The 19,584-nt window shown below is 29.5% G+C and carries 19 protein-coding genes; 13 read left to right on the top strand and 6 right to left on the bottom strand.

Annotated elements, in window-relative coordinates; genetic code table 11:
- Positions 1-10: 10 nt before the first annotated feature.
- Both celB and BV55_RS0102095 read left to right on the top strand, forming a co-directional pair.
- A complete protein-coding gene (gene celB / locus BV55_RS0102100; protein ID WP_035794209.1) occupies positions 11-1,324 on the top strand; it encodes a PTS cellobiose transporter subunit IIC in 1,314 nt (437 codons plus the stop codon).
- 72 nt (positions 1,325-1,396) lie between these two features.
- Entirely contained in the window at positions 1,397-2,479 is a 1,083-nt protein-coding gene (locus tag BV55_RS0102095) for a DUF871 domain-containing protein (RefSeq protein ID WP_029451072.1), read from the top strand.
- 106 nt (positions 2,480-2,585) lie between these two features.
- On the opposite strand, the gene BV55_RS0102090 is transcribed toward BV55_RS0102095, so the two are convergent.
- Complete coding sequence (locus BV55_RS0102090) at positions 2,586-3,131, bottom strand: glutathione peroxidase (RefSeq protein WP_029451071.1); 546 nt, start codon at positions 3,129-3,131, stop codon at positions 2,586-2,588.
- 250 nt (positions 3,132-3,381) lie between these two features.
- Here BV55_RS0102090 and BV55_RS0102085 point away from each other — a divergent pair, with 250 nt between their 5' ends.
- The 4 genes from BV55_RS0102085 to BV55_RS0102070 all read left to right on the top strand — a co-directional run bounded on the left by BV55_RS0102085 (position 3,382) and on the right by BV55_RS0102070 (position 8,604).
- Entirely contained in the window at positions 3,382-4,449 is a 1,068-nt protein-coding gene (locus tag BV55_RS0102085) for a mannose-1-phosphate guanylyltransferase (protein ID WP_029451070.1), read from the top strand.
- Positions 4,450-4,772: 323 nt separating this feature from the next.
- On the top strand, positions 4,773-5,660 hold the full coding sequence (locus BV55_RS0102080) for a radical SAM/SPASM domain-containing protein (protein WP_029451069.1): 888 nt from the start codon (positions 4,773-4,775) through the stop codon (positions 5,658-5,660).
- Between the two features lie 182 nt (positions 5,661-5,842).
- Positions 5,843-6,208 (top strand): ArsR/SmtB family transcription factor, encoded by a 366-nt coding sequence (locus tag BV55_RS0102075; RefSeq protein WP_029451067.1) that lies wholly within the window; start codon positions 5,843-5,845, stop codon positions 6,206-6,208.
- Positions 6,209-6,222: 14 nt separating this feature from the next.
- Complete coding sequence (locus tag BV55_RS0102070) at positions 6,223-8,604, top strand: heavy metal translocating P-type ATPase (RefSeq protein WP_029451066.1); 2,382 nt, start codon at positions 6,223-6,225, stop codon at positions 8,602-8,604.
- Between the two features lie 86 nt (positions 8,605-8,690).
- On the opposite strand, the gene BV55_RS0102065 is transcribed toward BV55_RS0102070, so the two are convergent.
- From BV55_RS0102065 to BV55_RS0102045, 5 genes are all read right to left on the bottom strand, one after another.
- The gene (locus BV55_RS0102065; RefSeq protein ID WP_029451065.1) at positions 8,691-9,203 is read right to left on the bottom strand and encodes a ferritin; all 513 of its coding nucleotides are present in this window, start codon (positions 9,201-9,203) and stop codon (positions 8,691-8,693) included.
- Positions 9,204-9,389: 186 nt separating this feature from the next.
- The gene (locus BV55_RS0102060) at positions 9,390-10,124 is read right to left on the bottom strand and encodes a glycerophosphodiester phosphodiesterase (protein ID WP_029451064.1); all 735 of its coding nucleotides are present in this window, start codon (positions 10,122-10,124) and stop codon (positions 9,390-9,392) included.
- 151 nt (positions 10,125-10,275) lie between these two features.
- Positions 10,276-10,794 (bottom strand): hypothetical protein, encoded by a 519-nt coding sequence (locus BV55_RS0102055; RefSeq protein ID WP_029451063.1) that lies wholly within the window; start codon positions 10,792-10,794, stop codon positions 10,276-10,278.
- Between the two features lie 18 nt (positions 10,795-10,812).
- Positions 10,813-11,448, bottom strand: coding sequence for a response regulator transcription factor (locus tag BV55_RS0102050; RefSeq protein ID WP_029451062.1), 636 nt, complete (start codon positions 11,446-11,448; stop codon positions 10,813-10,815).
- The gene (locus BV55_RS0102045; RefSeq protein ID WP_198023175.1) at positions 11,445-12,635 is read right to left on the bottom strand and encodes a sensor histidine kinase; all 1,191 of its coding nucleotides are present in this window, start codon (positions 12,633-12,635) and stop codon (positions 11,445-11,447) included. Before BV55_RS0102045 ends, BV55_RS0102050 begins: the two co-directional genes overlap by 4 nt.
- 644 nt (positions 12,636-13,279) lie before the next feature.
- On the opposite strand from BV55_RS0102045, the gene BV55_RS0102040 reads away from it, so the two are divergent.
- From BV55_RS0102040 to BV55_RS0102010, 7 genes are all read left to right on the top strand, one after another.
- Entirely contained in the window at positions 13,280-13,936 is a 657-nt protein-coding gene (locus BV55_RS0102040; protein ID WP_029451060.1) for a redox-sensing transcriptional repressor Rex, read from the top strand.
- A gap of 201 nt (positions 13,937-14,137) precedes the next feature.
- Positions 14,138-14,920: a short-chain-enoyl-CoA hydratase gene (locus tag BV55_RS0102035; RefSeq protein ID WP_029451059.1), complete on the top strand. Its 783-nt coding sequence runs from the start codon at positions 14,138-14,140 to the stop codon at positions 14,918-14,920.
- 39 nt (positions 14,921-14,959) lie between these two features.
- Positions 14,960-16,099 (top strand): acyl-CoA dehydrogenase, encoded by a 1,140-nt coding sequence (locus BV55_RS0102030; RefSeq protein WP_029451058.1) that lies wholly within the window; start codon positions 14,960-14,962, stop codon positions 16,097-16,099.
- A 15-nt stretch (positions 16,100-16,114) separates the two neighbouring features.
- Entirely contained in the window at positions 16,115-16,894 is a 780-nt protein-coding gene (locus BV55_RS0102025) for an electron transfer flavoprotein subunit beta/FixA family protein (RefSeq protein WP_029451057.1), read from the top strand.
- Between the two features lie 34 nt (positions 16,895-16,928).
- Positions 16,929-17,933, top strand: a complete 1,005-nt coding sequence (locus tag BV55_RS0102020) for an electron transfer flavoprotein subunit alpha/FixB family protein (protein WP_029451056.1) — start codon at positions 16,929-16,931, stop codon at positions 17,931-17,933.
- 64 nt (positions 17,934-17,997) lie between these two features.
- The gene (locus tag BV55_RS0102015) at positions 17,998-18,846 is read left to right on the top strand and encodes a 3-hydroxybutyryl-CoA dehydrogenase (RefSeq protein WP_029451055.1); all 849 of its coding nucleotides are present in this window, start codon (positions 17,998-18,000) and stop codon (positions 18,844-18,846) included.
- A 188-nt stretch (positions 18,847-19,034) separates the two neighbouring features.
- Positions 19,035-19,496, top strand: a complete 462-nt coding sequence (locus tag BV55_RS0102010; RefSeq protein WP_029451054.1) for a hypothetical protein — start codon at positions 19,035-19,037, stop codon at positions 19,494-19,496.
- Positions 19,497-19,584: the final 88 nt, after the last annotated feature.

Genomic DNA, 19,584 nt, shown 5'->3' with positions numbered 1-19,584 from the left:
GGGGATTATCATGAGAAAATTTATGGATTCAATTGAAGAAAAGTTAATGCCAGTAGCAGAAAGATTAGCTAGTAATAAATATTTACTTTCTATACGTGATGGGTTTATGTTATCTATGCCACTACTTATTATAGGAGCAATGTCTTTATTATTTGCATCATTGCCAATACCAGGATATGAAAAATTTATGACTGGAATATTTGGAGAAGGGTGGTCATCATTCTTTATAGTACCATTCCACGCAACCATGGCAATAATGACTATATTCGTAATAATTGGAATATCATATAGCTTGTCAAAACACTATGAGATAGAAGGATTAAGCACAGCTGCCATTGCACTTACTTCATTCCTTATATTAACACCATTTTTCACCAATTTTGTAGAGGAAGGGACAAAGGTGGCTGTTAAAGTAGATGGAGTTATTCCAATGGAATGGATAGGCTCCAAAGGATTATTTGTAGGAATATTTTCGGCAATATTTGCAACTGAAATAGTAAGGTTTGTTATTAATAAGGGTTGGGTAATAAAAATGCCAGAAGGTGTTCCGCCTACAGTTGCGAAGTCGTTTTCAGCATTGATACCGGCTGCTATTACTTTGCTTATTTTTAATATCATAAGATTATTGTTTGGATTTACTTCATTTGAAACAATTCATAACTTTATTTATACTATATTACAAGTACCATTGACATCATTAGGGGATAGCTTAGGAGCTACTTTAATTTCTAATTTCTTTATAGGCCTATTTTGGGCATTTGGTATATCTGGTGGGGATGTTGTACAGTCTGTTATGAGTCCGATTTGGTTAGCTTTATCAGCTGAAAATCTTTCCGCATTTCAAGCAGGTTTAAATCTTCCTCATATTATTACACAACAATTTAATTCCATATATTTGTGGCTCGGTGGTGGTGGAGCAACATTAGCATTATGTCTTTTGATGTTATTTAAATGTAAATCACAACAGTGTAAGAAAATTGGTAAACTTGCAATACTTCCAGGTTTGTTTAATATAAATGAACCTATAATATTTGGATTGCCTATAGTTTTAAATCCTATTATGATTATACCATTTATACTAGTACCACTAGTATTAGCTATTGTAACTTATGTATCTATGACTACAGGCATTGTGCCAAGACCTAATGGAGTTTTAATTCCATGGACTACACCGCCTATAATAGGTGGGTTCTTAGTATCTGGTATAAGAGGTGCAATACTACAAATTGTAGAACTTGTAATATCACTATTTATTTATCTTCCATTTATAAGTATTGTAGATAAAGGATATTATGAACAAGAAAAGGCTTATGAATCAAATTAAGATTTTAAATTAAATAGATAGAAACATTATATGAAACTTGTGATTTATTTAAGAATAATGGAGGGGTTTACTATGAAAAATATAGGGTTTTCGATATATCCAGCTCACACAAAATTAGAAAATAACTTAAAATATATTGATAAAGCTAATAAATATGGTTATAAAAGAATATTTACATGTCTTCTCTCAGTAGAGGGAGATAAAAAAAAGATAATGGATGAATTCAAACAAACTATAGCGCATGCTAATAAATATGGTATGAAAGTTATAGCAGATATCAATCCAGAAGTGTTAAAATATCTTGGAGTAAGCTTTGAAGATTTGGGAATTTTTAAGGAAATGGGACTCTATGGAATAAGGTTAGATAATGGATTTTCAGGCATGGAAGAATCTGTAATGAGCTTTAATAAATATGGATTGAAAATTGAGTTTAATATGAGTTCTGGAACTAAATATATAGACAATGTATTTAGTTATAATCCTAATCCAGAAAATATTTTAGGCTGTCATAACTTTTATCCACATAAATATTCTGGAATTGGATATGAACATTTTACCAAGTGCAATGCTCAATTTAAAAATTATAATATTAGAACAGCTGCCTTTGTTTCTTCAAACAAAGCAAAATATGGGCCATGGCCTGTGAGTGAAGGATTATGCACATTAGAAGAACATAGAAATCTTCCAATACAGGTTCAAGCAAAACATTTATTTTCTACGAACTCTATTGATGATGTAATAATTGCCAACGCATTTGCATCTGAAGAAGAGCTTAAGGCTTTAAGTGAAGTAAATCCTTATATTTTAACTTTTAAAGCAAATATTGAAGAAGGAATATCTGATGCTGAGAAAAATATAATTCTTGAAACTTTACATTCTAACAGAGCAGATGTATCTGAATATATGATAAGATCATCTAGGACTAGAGTAAAAAGTGCAGGAGATGGATTTAGACAATTTAATACAAAAGATATTAAAAGAGGGGATATCACAATAGACAATGTGAACTATAAGAATTATACAGGGGAATTACAAATAGCATTAAAAGATATGAAAAACTCTGGTAATACAAATGTAGTAGGAAGAATAGATGAGGATGAAATATTTTTGATAGACTATGTAAAACCGTTGCAAAAGTTTTTAATTACTGAGTAGTTAATGAAATAAAAAAAGATAGGTTTAGAGATTGTTTTCTCTAGACCTATCTTTTTTAGTTATTAAGGTTATTAATTAAATCATTTTAAGTGAATATTTAAGTAGATTATAGTAACTTTTCTATATCTTTTTGCATATCCATTGGTTCTACTGGAGATTCAAATCTTCCTACTATGTTTCCATCTCTACCTATTAAAAATTTAGTGAAATTCCACTTTATTGAATCATCTATAAGGAATTCAGGGAACTTTTCACTTATGAAACTATGAATCATTTTTCCACTTGGATTTTGTAAATCAAAACCTTTAAATGAAGTGTTAGAAGTTAAATACTTAAACAAAGGGTGCGCATCTTTTCCTCTTACATCTATCTTTTCAAACATAGGGAAAGTTACACCGTAATTTAGCTCACAAAATGTCTTAACATCTTTATTATCACCAGGTTCTTGCATATCAAACTGGTTACAAGGGAAACCTAATATTTCAAAGCCCTTTTCATTATACTTATCATATAGTTTTTGGAGGTCTTTATACTGAGGTGTAAAGCCACATTTGCTTGCAGTATTAACTATTAATAGAGCCTTACCTTTATAATCATTTAAATTTACGTCATTTCCATCGATATCTTTTACATTAAAATCATAAACAGACATATTAACATCTCCTCATTTATTATTATTCATTAAAAGAATATTTTGCTCAATTAAATCTTATAAATTAAATATAACATTATAAGATTATTTTGTCAACTTTAATTATTAATAAATAAAGCATTTTCTTGGAGAATAATTGAGTTTTAATATTATTTGAACTAACAAAATAAAGATATAATGCTATGCTGTCTTCACAAATAAGCACATACATACATATTATAAAACATAACAATACTTGGAGTGTGAAAAAGTGCTTTACGCATTAATATTAGCGGGAGGAAAAGGAACGAGGCTTTATCCTCTATCAAGGGCTGAAAATCCTAAACAATTTTTAAGGAGTGTAGATAATAAAAGTTTTTTGAGAAATACTGTAGATAGGATTAAACCAATTATAGATAAAGAAAATATTTATATAGTAACTAATGAAAGTTATAAAGATAAGATAAAAGAAGAATTAATTGAAATAAACGAGGAAAATATATTTGTAGAACCATCTAATAAAGAGACTGCTACTTGTATAGGTCTTTCTGCAGTTAAGTTATTAAAAAAGGATAAGGATGCTGTAATGGTGGTTCTTCCATCAGATCATTATATAAAGGGAGAAAAAGAATACCAAGAAACTTTAAATCAAGCAATAGAAATAGCAGAAAGGCGAAGAGGATTAGTTACCATAGGTGTAAATCCAACAACACCTGAAACTGGTTATGGATATATTGAGATGGGACAGAGGGTACCTGGAAGTATAGCCACATATAGAGTGGAAAGATTTACTGAAAAACCTAATATAGAAGTTGCTAAAGATTTTTTAATGAAAGGAACTTATCTTTGGAATAGCGGCATATTTGTATGGCGGGCAGATGTATTTTTAAGAGAAATGGAAAAATATCTTCCTAAGATGTATAAAAGTCTTATGCAGATATATCAAGCAGTAGATGAAAATGAAGAGAAAAATGTTATAAAAGAACAGTATGATCTAATGGATGGGATATCTGTAGATTTTGGTATTATGCAAAAAACTAGGAAGGCTTTTGTTATAAAATGTGAATTCGTTTGGGACGATATTGGAAGCTTTAAAGCTTTCAGTAGATTCCTTAAAGTTCATGAGGGAAATAATGTTTCTGAAAATGTCTTTTTAGATGAGAGTGAAAATTGTTCAGTATTTAGTAAAGATAAGCTTATTATAGGTTTTGGAATAAAGGATTTAGTTATAGTAGATTCAGGTGATGTGATATTAGTAATGGATAAATGTAAAGATCAAGAGATGAAACAATTACTAAATGGAATTAAACAAAATATAGAATTTAATAAATATATATAAATAAATATATATTAAGGTAGACCTTTTATTAATTAAAGGTCTATCTATTTTTATTAAGTTTTACAATTTATAATTTGACTAAAAGACTATAAAGATTAATAAGATGCATGTCTGTCTTTATTAAGTTAAATAGAATTATAATGGTAATGGTTAGTTTAAAATAAAAAAAGGCAAAGGAATTTTTTAAAATATATGATAAAATACATATGGATAAATCATTTTATAAAAATTATAATTACCAATATATTAATAGATCATTAATATAGAATAAGCGAAATAATTGCTAGGTCTTACAAGATGTTACTAGAATTGGAGTGTGATACATTATGAAATTTAAAAAGATTTATATAGAAATAACTAATGCATGTAATCTTGCCTGTGACTTTTGTCCTCAAACTAAAAGGAAGGCTGAATTCATTGATATTAATAAATTTAGTCACATATTAGATGAGGTAAAGCCTTATGGTGAGTATGTATATTTTCATGTTAAGGGGGAACCTTTATTACATAAGGATATAGATAAACTTTTAGATTTATGTGAGGAAAAAGGGGTTAAGGCAAATATAACAACTAATGGAACCTTAATTAAAAATATGCAAGATAAACTAATAGGGAAACCATCTTTAAGACAAATTAATATTTCCCTTCATAGCTTTGACGGAAACCATGTAGAAAACAATAAAAATAAGTACATAGATGACGTAATATCTTTTATAAAAGATATTAGAAAAACAAATAATACCCTAATTTCTCTAAGGCTTTGGAATCTTGATGAGGACAATGCTACAAATATAAAAAAGCAAAGGAACAGAGAAATACTATCTATATTAGAAAGAGAATTTAATTTGCCTTATAAAATTCAAGAAGAAATAAATCTTTCAAGAGGTATTAAAATAGCAGAGGGGGTATTTTTAAATCAAGATTACGAATTTGAGTGGCCAAGTTTAAATGCAGAAGAAGATAAGACTCATAGAGGTTTTTGCTATGGGCTTAAAAATCAAGTTGGAATATTGGTAGATGGCACTGTAGTTCCTTGCTGCCTTGATGGTGAGGGGATAATTAATCTTGGTAATATACATGACATGCATTTTCCGGAAATTATAGAAGGGAAAAGAGCGGTGTCTATTGCAGAGGGATTTTCAAATAGAGAAGTAGTAGAAGAATTATGTAGAAAATGTGGATATAGAAAAAGATTTAATGAAAATAAATAAATTAAATGTCTAAAGGTTAATTAAAAATGCGCATTTTGAGTAACTTTTTATTTTTGTACAACATAACATAAGTAATGAATATTTTAACTTAAAAAAACTTGACTTCACAGAATATAATCAATATAATATAAATAACATATGAATACATGCTCATATGTACAATTGTAAGAGGAGATAATTATATGGAAGATTTAGAGAGGATAGATAGTTGCAGTACAGTTATGATTCATGAAGATGTAGTAAGAAAAGTTATTAAGTCACTACCTACAGATGAAAAACTATATGAACTTGCAGAACTATTTAAGGTTTTTGGAGATGGTACTCGTATAAAGATAATATGTGCTTTATTTAAATCTGAGATGTGTGTTTGTGACTTAGCAGCACTTCTTGCAATGAGTCAATCAGCAATATCACATCAACTTAGAGTCTTAAAAAATGCTAGGCTTGTAACTTTTAGAAGAGAAGGTAAAGTAGTCTATTATTCATTAGATGATGATCATGTTAAAGACATATTTGATAAAGGGTTAGTACACATCACAGAAAAGTAGATAGGGGTGATTTTATGATCAAACATGAATTAATTTTAGAAGGCTTAGATTGTGCAAGTTGTTCAGCTAAAATAGAAGATAAGGTATCTAAAATAGAGGATGTATTTTCTGCTAGTATGAACTTTTCAACAAAGACTTTAATAATAGAAAGTAATAAAGAAGAGGCTATGGAGAAAATATTAAAAGATAGTATAGATATAATAAATAGATTAGAACCAGATGTTATAGTAAAACAAAAAGAAAATAATTTACGACTAAATAAAAATATGATTATAATGTTAGAGGGCCTTAACTGCGCAAATTGTGCAGCAAAGATTGAGACAGAAGTTAATAAATTAGAAGAGGTAAAAGAAGCTGGATTAGACTTTGTATCTAAAAGATTAATTATAAAGGTAGATAATAATTCAAATAGGAATAATATATTCTCAAAAGTTCAATCAATAGTAAATAAACTAGAACCCGAGGTAGAGGTGAAGCTACAAAGCAATAATTCAATTAATAATAAAGAACTAGGTATTAATACAAAAAGTGAAAACGAACAGGAAAATAATGAAATAAAGGAATCTATTATAAAACTAATATTAGGTTTTGGATTCTTTATTATACCATTAATATTTGATTTTTCACCTAAAATAGAGCTTGGATTATTTCTTATAAGTTATGCTTTAGTTGGTGGAGAGATAGTTTTAAGAGCAGTAAAAAACATATCTAAAGGTCAAGTGTTTGATGAAAATTTCCTTATGACAATAGCTACTTTAGGGGCATTTGCTATTAGACAATACCCAGAAGCTGTGGCTGTTATGATATTTTATCAAGTGGGAGAATTATTTCAAGATATAGCTGTAAATAAATCAAGAAAGTCTATATCAGATCTTATGGATATAAGACTAGACTCCGCTAGCGTTAAAAGAGGAGAAGAGTTTATAACTGTTTCGCCGCAGGAAGTTTTAATAGGTGATATCATAATGATAAAACCTGGAGAAAAGCTACCTTTAGATGGAGTTATAATAGAAGGGAAAAGTATGGTTGATACATCTGCACTTACAGGGGAGTCAGTTCCAAGAACAGTTAGAATTGGAGATGAGGTCCTTGGAGGATTTATAAATAAAAATGGACTATTATATGTAAAAGTTGAAAAAGAATTCGGTGAGTCTACACTATCAAAGATATTAGATTTAGTACAAAATGCAGGGGCTAAAAAAGCGCCTACTGAAAAGTTTATTACTAAATTTGCTAGATATTATACGCCTGTTGTAGTTATATCTGCGGTTATCTTAGCTGTGGTGCCTCCACTAATAATAGAGGGTGCTACATTTTCAGATTGGATATATAGAGCTCTTGTGTTCCTTGTAGTATCTTGTCCATGTGCTTTAGTGGTGTCGATACCTTTAGGATTCTTTGGAGGTATTGGATCAGCATCTAAAAATGGTATATTGATTAAGGGTGGGAATTATTTAGAGGCCCTAAATAAGGTCGAAACTATAGTGTTTGATAAAACAGGAACTTTAACAAAAGGTGTATTTAAAGTTACAAATGTTTACTCTAAAGAAGGATTCACAAAAGAAAGCTTGATAGAATACGCAGCTTATGTTGAAGCATTTTCTACTCATCCTATAGCAACATCTATTGTAGAATACTTTGATAAAGATATAGATAAATCAAGGGTGAAAAATTATGAAGAGATATCAGGACATGGAATAAAAGCATTAGTGGATAATAAAAATGTATTAGCTGGAAATAAGAAACTTATGGATATGCATAATATAGAAGTAGAAGAAGTTTCTAGTATAGGTACTGTGGTTTATTTAAGTATAGACGAAGGTTATGCTGGACATGTAGATATATCAGATGAAATAAAAGAAGACTCTAAGGAAGCTATAACAGGGCTTAAAGCTTCAGGAATTAAAAATATTTTAATGTTAACTGGAGATAATAAATTTGTAGCTGATAAAGTAGGAACAAAAATTGGGGTAGACAAAGTTTATTCTGAGTTACTTCCACAAAATAAGGTAGAAATACTAGAAGGATTGCAAGAAGATAAATTAAGAAAAGGAAAAGTAGCCTTTGTAGGTGATGGAATAAATGATGCTCCTGTACTTGCTAGGGCGGACATAGGTATAGCTATGGGTGGAGTTGGATCTGATGCTGCTATAGAGGCGGCAGATATTGTAATAATGACAGACGAGCCATCTAAAATTATACTAGCCATAAAGATAGCTAAAAAGACAAATAAAGTGGTATGGCAAAATATTATATTTGCATTAAGTGTAAAGCTTGTAATATTAATATTAGGAGCTATGGGAATAGCTACTATGTGGGAAGCAGTATTTGGAGATGTAGGAGTTGCTTTAATAGCAGTGCTAAACTCTATGAGAGTGCTTAGAGTGAAAAACTAAATATGTAAACTTCAAACAAAAAAGAACAGGAAATAACTTTTTAAGTTATTTCCTGTTCTTTTTAGTGATTATATAAATTTAAATGTTTATGCATTAGCTGTTGGTGGAGTAAATACTCTTGTAGCTAATTCATCGTCCAACATATATAAGGCAGCTGGATTTGATTCTATTCTCTTAAGTTTTTTAATTATAGTATTAAAGTTTTGTTCTTCTTCTACTTGCTCATCTATAAACCATTGAAGTAAACTTAGAGTTGCATGTTCTTTTTCTTCAGTAGCTATATTAGCAAGGTTATATATTTTAGAAGTAACTGTTTTCTCATGCTCATAGCCTGATTCAAAAAGATGAAGTACAGAATCGTATTCTATTTGAGGCTTTTCAATAGCCTCGATAACTACCCTTCCATCCATTTGATTTATATAATTATAAAATTTCATAGCATGGAAAAGCTCTTCTTCATATTGAACTTTAAAGAAGTTTGCAAAACCTTCTAAATCTTCACTTTCAGCATAAGCAGCCATAGCTAAATAAGTATAAGCTGAATAAAATTCGTAATTAACTTGATCATTTAATGATTTTTGTAATCTTTCACTTAACATATTATATACCTCCCTGTATTTTAGACAAAAGTCTATCTAATAAAAGATATAAATTTGTATTAAAATTAGATATTTTGTTTGATTTTAAGCATACATACATTATATATCATAAAAAATCAATTATCAATAATCGGAGGTAATCATATAATGATATCCTCCGATTTTACATAAAGAATAACAATTTATTTAAGATTTTAGTAAGTTACTAAGTTTATCAGGATAATTAGTTATAATACCATCTATACCTAAATTTATTAAAGTTTTCATATGATTTTCATCATTTACGGTGTAAGTATTTATAAGAATGTTTTTAGATTTAATATCATCTACTATATCCTTATGAATTACACTTAAAAAATGAGGGTGAAGAGCATCGGCTCCTACATATTGTGCATAGATATGAGGTTTATAAAGACCAGCTTCATATAATAATCCTGTTTTAATATTATTATCTATAGATTTACATTTCACCATGGAGTAATGATTAAAAGAAGATAATATTACATGTTTAGATAAATTATATTCATGAATCTTTTTTATAACCATTTCTTCTAAGCCTTCATATAAGATTATGCTATTTTTCAACTCAAGATTTAGGTATATATCTTTTTCTTTGCAATAGTCTAGCAACTCTTCCAGTGTAGGAATTTTAATATTTTTAAATTTATCTCCAAATTTAATACCAAAGTCCAAAGCTTTAAGCTCTTTATAGGTGTATTGTGATATAAAACCTTTATTACTTGTGGTTCTATCTAAAGTTTCATCATGGCATAATACAAGTACATTATCCTTAGTAAGCTGTACATCGGTTTCTATGCCGTCACAATCAGCCTCTACAGCCTTTTCAAAAGCTAACATAGTGTTCTCAGGATATTTACCACTAAAGCCTCTATGGGCTATATTTAAACTTTTATAATGCATAAAAAATCCTCCTATTAATTTTATCCGATGGCTACCAGACCTAACACTCCTATCCTCTTCAAGGTGGGGGATGACGGCTGCTAAGCTCCTTTATAAGTTATTCTAGCCTTTGATGGGGAGATGTATCCTTATAAGCAAACACCACCTGAGTCTAAGAATCACTTGATTTAGAAACTTTTTCTTTGTAATCTCCAATAAGTATAAAAATACCTATAGATAAAAGTATAAAAGGCCAAAGATACCTTAACATTAAATATATATTAGTAAATTTAAATTTATAAATTGTGGAAAGAGTTATAAATAATATTGCTAAATATATAATCCAATACCTTTTTTTAAAAGATTTAAAGTTTTGTTTTCTTATGTGTATAATGTAAACTAATACACAACAAAGCCCCAGTAGATATAAGAAAAGGCTATAGTCTATGTTATATACGTTATAATTATTTAAAATAAATTCTAATAAAGCTAAAGAAATAAGAATTAAAGATGGTATTAAGATCAATATATTTTTATGTTTAGTATAATACCCCATAAGAATATAGGCCGCCATAAGACCAAAACCAACTATAAAAAATGAAATGTTATTTTTAATAATTCCAATATTTCTAAGAAACATTAATACACCGGTTAATAATAAGGTTATAGCAAAAAAGATATTCTTTTTCATTAATTATTCTCCTAAACTTTAAAGATTTGCCTTTAAAAATAAGGCAGCTTTTGTTCTATCACTAATTCCTATTTTGCTATAAATATTGCTTATATAGTTTTTAACCGTACCCTCTGAAATAAATAGCTTTGAAGAAATTTGCTTGTTATTATAGCCTTCGATTAAAAGGGAAGACACCTGAAGCTCTCTTTCTGAAAGAGATAAATCTCTTTTTAAAGTATTTTTGGAAGCTTCTTTTTCATATAATCTAGATATAAGCTTTGCTGCTATATTTGTAGGAATAAATAGTTGACCCTTTAAACTATCTCTTATAGCTTCAATCAACTTTTCAGCAGGCATATCCTTTAAGAGATATCCTGATGCACCATTAGATAGAGCCTCTATTATATATTCATCATCATCAAAGGTAGTAAGCATAATTACAGCTACTTTTGGTAAAATAGACTTTATTTTTTTAACGCTATCTACGCCATTCATTATAGGCATTCTTATATCCATTAAGATAACATCAGGGGTTAATTCAATAGACTTTTGAAAGGCTATTTCACCATTTTCAGCAGTAGCGATTACTTCAATATCCTCTTCTAGATCTAAAATAGTCTTAAGACCATCCCGCATAAGAGTTTGATCATCTGCAATTAAAACCTTTATCATAAATTCAAGTCCTCCTTTAATATAAATTCTATTATGAAACCTTTTTCCTTTAAATATTTTAGATTAAACTCTCCATTTACAGATTCCACTGATTCTTTCATATTTGTAAGACCAAAACCTAGTATAATATTTTCGGAGCCTAAGCCTTTATCTTCTAAGTAAAAGAAGATATTTCCATCACTATCATAAAGCTTAAATATAAACTCTTTAGCATTACCATGTTTAATTCCATTTGTGATACCCTCTAAAAGACTATTATAGATTATCTTTTCGTAGGTCTTAGGTATGTTTTTGCTTAATGATATATCATATTGTATTTTAACGTCTGTATGAAGTTTAGTGTCCTCTAATATTAACTTTAAAGAGGGGATAAACTCAATTAAATCTTTGCCTTCTTTCATCATGGTAACTGATGATCTAATATCCTTAAGGCCCTTTCTAACTTGCTCTTGTGCTAAGGTGATTTTATCAAGTCCTCCAGGTTTATCTTTAATTAAAAGCCTTTTACCAGCTTCAATTTCAACGAGTACAGTAGTAAGAGTGTGACCAACTGTATCATGTAATTCTCTTGAAATTCTATTTCGTTCTTTTAAAGCAGCCATTTCTTCGAGAGCTTCTGAGTGTTCTTTTAATTTAGAATAGGCCTTTTCAAGCTTTATATTTTTTTCTTCTATTTCATTCATTGAATTAGATAGCTTAGATCTTTGAATTATTTGCTCCTTTAAAAAGTAGAGTATGCTTGATAAAAAAACAAATCCTAGTAAAGCTATTACAGAGGATAATGAAATATTGCCTAAATTTGTGTATAAAGATGGAGTGGATATTTTGTTTATTATAAAAGAGAGATACCCAAGTACAATAATTAAAAAGCTAAAAGTGTAGCTGTGAAAAAATATAGAATCCATAATAATTATTATGGTATATAAAATTGATATACCAGATGTATCAGCTGCAAAGATTAAATAGACTACTGTTAAATCAACAAAGATTAAAAATTTACCTATATACTTTTTACTAGGGTTTGGATAAAGGATAGATAATCTTATGCTAACAGAAATTATTAAAAGGGAAGATAAAAATCCAATTATAACTCTATTTTCATTAGATGAGTAAAGCAACAATAAAAATATTAATGTGAAAGAAAAGTACAATATTATCCAAATAGTTTTTTCGGTATTTTTATCCATAAATATCATGAAACCTTTCAAAATTATTATTTGTATAAATTTAATTATATTATATCATTAACTAATAACTATAATATAATTTTGCATATATTAATAAACATTGGTCAATAATTATATAAAGTATTAATCTACAAAATGTGTTTTATAAGTAATTTATTAAATAAATAATAAGTATTATAACAATTTGTTAAGAATTTGCAGGTATATTTAATAATATAAGCAATGAAATTACGAAAGTATAAGCAAAACTATATATTTTCAATGTAAAAACATGTATAATAGCAAGTAAATTATAAATTATTATATTTTTTTGTGTAATCACAAGGTAACTTGTGATAGAATACTTGGTGTATATTATATTAAATTTAATTATTCACAATAAATTTTACTTTATTTTTCTTTGTTTTATCTTATAGATTGTAGGTATAAGCTTATTTGAAGTTGTATCTATTAATTTAAATTTATTAGAGTTAAGTATATTTGAGTTTGAATTTGATTTATTATAGAATATATTTTCACAAAAATAATAATTTTATTTATCTCTGTAATTATAATGCAAAGGAATTAGAAGATATTTATATAATTATTATTAAAAACGTTGTAACTTAGTATAAGTTATTAAATTTAGTTAAAGAGGTGTAATCATGGATAAAAAAAGGAGTATTTCTATGGCGGTAATAAAAAGATTACCAAAATATCATAGATATCTTAGTGAATTACTTAGAAACGATGTAGACAGGATATCATCAAAAGAATTAAGTGAGAAGATAGGATTTACTGCTTCACAAATAAGGCAGGATCTAAATTGTTTTGGAGACTTTGGTCAACAAGGATATGGATACAATGTAAGAGAATTATATGCTCAAATAAGTGAAATAGTAGGATTATCAAATGAGTATAAAACAGTTATAGTAGGTGCAGGTAATATAGGTCAGGCTATAGCAAATTATAATAGATTCGAAAAGTTAGGTTTTAAATTAGAAGCTATATTTGATGCTAATCCTAAGCTTTCAGGAATAAAAATAAGAGATATAGCTATAGACGATATAGATAAATTAGAACAATACATTAAGTCAAATACTATAAATATAGGAATAATATGTGTACCAGCGGTAAACGCTCAAAAAGTATGTGACATACTTGTTAATAACGGAGTAAAGGGGATTTGGAACTTTGCACCAGTAGACCTTGTAGTACCAGAGGACACAGTTGTAGAAAATGTTCATCTTAGTGAAAGCTTATTAACTCTTACATATCTCATTCATGAAAAAGAAAATGAAAAGGAAATGGAAATAGAATAATGAAATAATTCAAAATCATTTGATTTATCATTGAAATAAATTCTTATTCGAGTTATAATTATAATTGAAGTGCGAGCTTCAATTATTTTTTATGTCTACTTGTTAGATAATTAACAATGGCTTATTAGGAAATTGAGAATAGCACATTAATTTCTATAATTTTCAATAAGTAAATTATAGAAAGTAAAAGGGAGGATTATCATGGAATTAAAGAATGTTATCCTTGAAAAAGAAGGCAATATTGCCATCGTAACAATTAATAGACCCAAGGCATTGAATGCTTTGAATTCAGAAACATTGAAAGAATTAGATACTTTAGTTGATACTTTAGAAAATGACCAAGAAATTTATTCAGTAATTATAACTGGAGCAGGGGATAAAGCATTTATTGCGGGGGCTGATATAACAGAAATGAAGGATTTAAATACCATGGAAGGAAGAGGTTTTTCTATACTCGGAAACAGGGTTTTTAGAAGAATAGAAAATCTTGAAAAACCAGTGATAGCAGCTATAAATGGCTTTGCACTAGGTGGCGGATGTGAACTTGCAATGGCTTGTGATATAAGAATAGCCACAGAGAAGGCTAAGTTTGGACAACCTGAAGTAGGGCTTGGAATAACACCAGGTTTTGGTGGTACTCAAAGGCTTGCAAGACATGTTGGAATTGGAATGGCAAAAGAAATAATATTTACAAGTAGAATGGTAAAAGCAGATGAAGCTTTAAGAATTGGGCTTGTAAACAAAGTAGTTGAAGTGGAAAAGTTAATGGAAGAAGCTAAATTAATGGCAAATACTATAGCAGCCAATGCGCCTATAGCTGTTAAGCTATCTAAAGTAGCTATTAACAGAGGTATGCAATGTGATATAGATACAGCACTTATGTATGAAGCAGAAACCTTTGGACAATGTTTTTCTACTGAAGATCAAAAAGAAGGAATGGCAGCTTTTGTAGAAAGAAGAGATAAAAACTTTAAAAATAAATAAAACCTTAATTTAATATGTACTTTTAAGGAGGTAAAATAAATGAATTTTGCATTATCAGAGGAACAACAATTAGTTAGACAAATGGCAAGACAATTTGCAGAAGAAAAAGTAAAACCTATAGCGGGTGAAATTGATGAAACTGAAGAGTTTCCAATGGAAAACGCAAAGCTTATGGGTAAATATGGCCTTATGGGAATACCTTTTCCAAAAAAATACGGTGGAGCTGAGGGTGATACTTTAGCTTATATATTAGCAGTAGAAGAAATATCTAAAGCTTGTGGTACTACAGGGATAATATTATCTGCTCATGTTTCTTTATGTGAATCTTTAATATACCAATATGGTAATGAGATGCAAAGAGAAAAATATCTTCCATCCCTAATAAATGGCGATAAGTTAGGTGCATTTGGACTTACTGAACCTGGTGCAGGTACAGATGCAGCAGGTCAACAAACCATAGCAGTTTTAGATGGAGATCATTATGTTTTAAATGGAACAAAGATATTTATAACTAATGGTGGAGTTGCAGATGTATTTGTAATATTTGCCATGACTGATAGAAGCAAGGGAACTAGAGGGATATCAGCATTTATAGTTGAAAAGGATTTCGAAGGATTCTCTATAGGAAAACTTGAAAATAAGATGGGCATAAGAGCCTCATCTACTACAGAACTTGTAATGCAAAATTGCATAGTTCCAAAGGAAAACCTAGTAGGACAAGAAGGAAAGGGTTTTGGAATTGCAATGAAGACTCTCGATGGAGGAAGAATAGGAGTTGCAGCTCAAGCTTTAGGTATAGCGGAAGGTGCATTAGAGGAAAGTGTTAAGTATATGAAGGAAAGAAAACAATTCGGGAAACCTATTAGTGCTTTCCAAGGACTACAATGGATGGTTGCTGAAATGGATACTAAGGTAGAGGCGGCAAGATATCTAGTTTATAATGCTGCATTTTTAAAAGATCAAGGACTTCCATTTTCAGTAGAAGCTGCAAGAGCAAAATTATTTGCATCAGAAGTAGCTATGGAAGTTACAACTAAGGCAGTTCAATTATTTGGTGGATATGGTTATACAAGAGAGTATCCAGTAGAAAGAATGATGAGAGATGCTAAAATAACAGAAATATATGAAGGAACTTCAGAAGTACAAAAAATGGTTATTGCAGGAAATGCATTGAAATAGGAGGGGGCTACATAGATGAATATAGTTGTTTGTTTAAAACAGGTACCAGATACTACAGCGGTAAGAATTGATGCTAAGACAGGAACTCTTATAAGAGAAGGAGTTCCATCTATAATAAATCCAGAAGATAAAAATGCTTTAGAAGAATCTTTAGTTTTAAAAGATAAGTATGGTGCAAAGGTAACGGTTATAAGCATGGGACCACCTCAAGCAAAAAATGCATTAAAAGAAGCATTATCCATGGGAGCAGATGAGGCTATACTTATAACAGATAGAGCTTTTGCAGGAGCTGATACATTAGCTACATCAAAAGCACTTGCTGGAGCTTTGAAAAAAATTGATTATGATATAATATTTGCAGGAAGGCAAGCTATAGATGGAGATACAGCGCAAGTTGGACCAGAAATAGCTGAGCATTTAAATATTCCTCAAATTACTTATGTACAAGAAGTAGTAGCAGAAGGAAATGTATTAAAAGTAAATAGAGCTTTAGAAGATGGTTATGAAATAATTGAAGTGAAAACTCCAGTTTTACTTACTGCTATAAAGGAATTAAATGAACCAAGATATATGCATGCGAATTATATTTATGAATCTAAAAACAAAGAAATTAAAATTTGGACAGCAGAAGATATAGATGTTGATAAATCCCAACTGGGACTTGCTGGATCACCTACAAAGGTTAAAAAGTCTATAACTAAAGAAGCAAAGGGACAAGGGGAGATAGTAAATAAACCTGCAAAAGAAGCAGTTGAACACGTATTTTCAAAACTAAGGGAAAAACATTATATTTAAATCTACACTTAGGAAATTTAGGAGGGATTTATAAATGAATATAGCTGATTATAAGGGCGTTTGGGTTTTTGCAGAACAAAGAGATGGAAAGCTTCAAAAGATTTCATTAGAGCTTATAGCTAAGGGGAGAGAAATGGCTGATAAGCTAGGTGTGAAATTAACCTCTTTACTTTTAGGTAATAATGTAGGTGAATTGTCAAAAACTCTTATAGCTTATGGTGCAGATGAAGTTTTACAGGTAGAAAGTGAATTGTTAAATGATTATACTACAGATGGGTATACGAAAGTTATATGTGAACTTGTAGATAAATACAAACCAGAAGTATTATTTATAGGTGCTACCTTTGTAGGGAGAGATCTAGGACCAAGAGTAGCTGCTAGATTAAATACAGGACTTACAGCAGATTGCACAGCTTTGGATATAGATGAAGAAACAAAGCACTTATTAATGACAAGACCTGCGTTTGGCGGAAATCTTATGGCTACAATTGAGTGTGCAGACCATAGACCTCAAATGGCAACTATAAGACCAGGGGTGTTTGCAAAGCTCATTAAAGATGAAAGTAGAGAAAAAAATATAGTTAAAATAGAGGCTAATTTAAAACAAGAAGATATAAGAACAAAGATTATAGATGTTAAAAAGATTCATAAAGAAATAGAAGATATAACAGAGGCTAAAGTTTTAGTAGCTGGTGGCAGAGGAGTTGGAGATAAGGAAAGCTTTAATCTTCTAAAAGAGCTTGCTGAAACAATGGGAGGAACAGTTGCAGCTTCTCGTGCAGCTATTGAGAAAAACTGGTTAGATAAAGATTACCAAGTTGGACAAACAGGAAAAACTGTTAGACCTAATATTTATATAGCTTGTGGTATATCAGGAGCAATTCAGCATTTAGCTGGAATGCAAGAAAGTGATATAATAATAGCTATAAATAAAGATGAAAGTGCTCCAATAATGAAACTTGCAGATTATGCAATAGTTGGAGACTTTAATAAGGTAATTCCAGAGATGATATCACAGTTTAAAACTATGCAAGAATAATCTAAAATAAGCTTAGCTAAATATATAATTTAGCTAAGCAAATTCAATATAGGAGGGTTTTTATATGGAAAAAATATTTGTACTTGGTGCAGGAACTATGGGAGCTGGTATAGTTCAAGCTTTTGCTCAAAAAGGATATGAAGTCATAGTAAGAGATATAAAGGACGAATTTGTTGAAAAAGGTATTGCTGGCATAAATAAGAATCTTACAAAGCTTGTTACTAAAGGTAAAATAACAGAAGATGATAAAGAAACTATACTTTCAAGAATCTCAGGAACTACAGATATGAATCTTGCTGAAGATTGTGACTTAGTAGTTGAAGCTGCTATAGAAAACATGGAGATTAAAAAACAAATATTTAAAGAGTTAGATAAGATATGTAAGAAAGAAACTATACTTGCTTCTAATACATCATCTTTATCCATTACAGAGGTAGCATCAGCTACAAATAGGCCAGATAAAGTTATAGGAATGCATTTCTTTAATCCTGCAACTATAATGAAACTTGTGGAGATAATAAAAGGAATGGCTACATCAGAAGAAACTTTCAATGCTATAAAGGAAGTTTCTATATCTATCGGAAAAGACCCAGTAGAGGTTGCGGAAGCTCCGGGATTTGTAGTAAACAGAATATTAATACCTATGATAAATGAAGCAATTGGAATATTTGCAGAAGATATAGCAAGTGCAGAGGATATAGATAAATCAATGATGCTTGGAGCTAATCATCCAATGGGACCTTTGGCATTAGGAGATCTTATAGGACTTGATGTATGTCTTGCAATAATGGATGTTTTATATAAAGAGACAGGGGATAGCAAATATAGAGCACATAGCTTACTTAGAAAATATGTAAGAGCAGGCTGGCTTGGAAGAAAAACTGGAAAAGGGTTATACGACTATAGTAAATAACATTTAAAAGATGTATTTAAAGACGGCCTATGGGCCGTCTTTTTTGAATATCATTTTAGTTAATTAGGATATAAAAGTTAAAAATACATAAAAAATTTAATATAGTTTCTAAGTTAAACTATACTATGATAAAATAAGATTAGATTAAAAATTACAAGATAAAAAATATCACATTGGGGGAATATGAAATGAGTTTTAAAGGATTTATAACATCTGTTATGCTAGGTCTTGTGTTAGCTATAATATCTATATGGAATTTTAGAATTTCTCTTTACATATTAGGATTATTTTATATTTTAAAAGGTGCACTTCAGCTTATAAATAAAGATTATTATAATAAACTTTTGTATTTTATGAATATAGATAGGTATAAAGCATACGAACTTAAGGGAGAAGAATTTAAAAAGTATATAAAGTCAGATCCAATATCAGATTTTATTGTAGCTTTTTTATTTATCTATGTAGGATATAAAGCTAAACTTCCAACTAATAGTATAAGGTATCCATTGATGGTATTTTTATTTATAACAATAGATTACTTAATAGAAACTAATGCTATGATTAAAAGTGAAAAATGGGAAGACTATAAGAAAAAAAGTATCTTAACAGCTATGGTTATGATATTAGCTGTATTTATTTTACTTAAGTAAGGTTAATAATTTAACTTGTTCTGTGATAAAATATTGCTCTATTATGGAACAAGTTATTTTAGGTAAACTGTTATCAAATGGCACATTA

It is taken from the genome of Clostridium algidicarnis (genome assembly GCF_000703125.1).
Classification (GTDB): domain Bacteria; phylum Bacillota; class Clostridia; order Clostridiales; family Clostridiaceae; genus Clostridium_L; species Clostridium_L algidicarnis.
This window is presented reverse-complemented; position numbering and strand designations above follow the sequence as displayed.